This is a genomic window from Streptomyces sp. NPDC046900, from assembly GCF_040644975.1.
Classification (GTDB): domain Bacteria; phylum Actinomycetota; class Actinomycetes; order Streptomycetales; family Streptomycetaceae; genus Streptomyces.
Map to the genome: position 1 here is coordinate 1 of NZ_JBEYXD010000260.1, position 1,194 is coordinate 1,194.

1 protein-coding gene is annotated in these 1,194 nt (G+C 65.1%); it reads left to right on the forward strand.

Annotated elements, in window-relative coordinates; all coding sequences use genetic code 11:
* The first annotated feature begins 410 nt into the window (after positions 1–410).
* Complete coding sequence (locus ABZ904_RS51320; protein WP_361006551.1) at positions 411–734, forward strand: hypothetical protein; 324 nt, start codon at positions 411–413, stop codon at positions 732–734.
* Positions 735–1,194: the final 460 nt, after the last annotated feature.

Here is a 1,194-nt window from a genome sequence, read left to right on the forward strand (position 1 = left end):
GTCGCGGGGGCTTCCGCCTCCGCACCTTCCGCAGTCTCCGCTGCCTCGGCCGCCGACTCCTCACCCTCGGTCGAAGTCGACTCGGGCTCCTGAGGTGTCTGTTCGGTGTCGCTCATGTGTTCACCTCCTTCTCACAGCGCACGAGTCAAGTGGCCCTGGCGTCGACCGCCGGAAAGCCACCTAAATCCGAGATGGCCCACTGTGTATGCTTTACGACTTTTGTCCTATTCCTTGGAGGTGAGGATGTCAACGGCCCCTGACACCTTCGTTCGCCGCCGCATCTCCCCTGGTCAACCGGGGATGCAAGCGCCTGCACCACTCACCATCTGGTCCAAGCCTGCACACGCACTGATCCACAACGCGGCAAGGCCGAATCAGGGCGAGACAGCCTCCACGGAGTCGGCAGGTGCGTGCGTACGGCGCCCGCTTCGCACGGCTTCCGCTTCCCGGACGAGGAGGTCTGCGCCGTGGTCAACAACGCGGCCGTCTTCCACGCACAGGCCGGCCCCGATGACGAAGGGCTGCCGTGCGTCGCGATCGCGGGAGTTCTCGTCTTCGCCTACCTGGACGCCGGCATGCAGGCGGCGCGGGTCTCCATTCACCTCGACGCCGCCGATGAGCTGGTCATCCAGCCCGGGAAGACGGTGCCGCTGCACGTGAAGGTCGAGGACTCCACCGTGTTCAGTGGGGGCGCCATGCTGACTCGCCCGCGCGGTCAAAGCCACCCACGCTGAACTCCTCCAACGCCTCCAGCCACCACGACGGCACCGCACCAACCCCCGCGTCATCAAACGCAAAGTCGCCGGCTGACCCCTCAAGCGCGCCGCCCACCGGACTGCAGACCGCCCACCCACCGCGGCCATAACCCTCGTCGGCGTCACCAAACCGAAACGGATCAAACGCACACCAAAGCACTAAGTCACCGGTATTGGGGCTAAGCCGGTTGCCGACGAAGGTGCGCCGTGTCACCGAGGCAGGTCGATGCCTTCCTGCCGCAGAGCTTTCATGTAGAGATCATTTCCCGGCTACCAAGCCGGATCAAGGTCTGATGGCTTCCGGTGCATTCATCGTGCACCTATCACCGACCTTGCTGAGGACGACATGTGCCTTGACGGACACTGCGAGCACAACGCGGAACCCTTCGAACCCGACGCCGCGGGTGCCGACGACGCGGGTGCCGGAATGGGGCGGCGA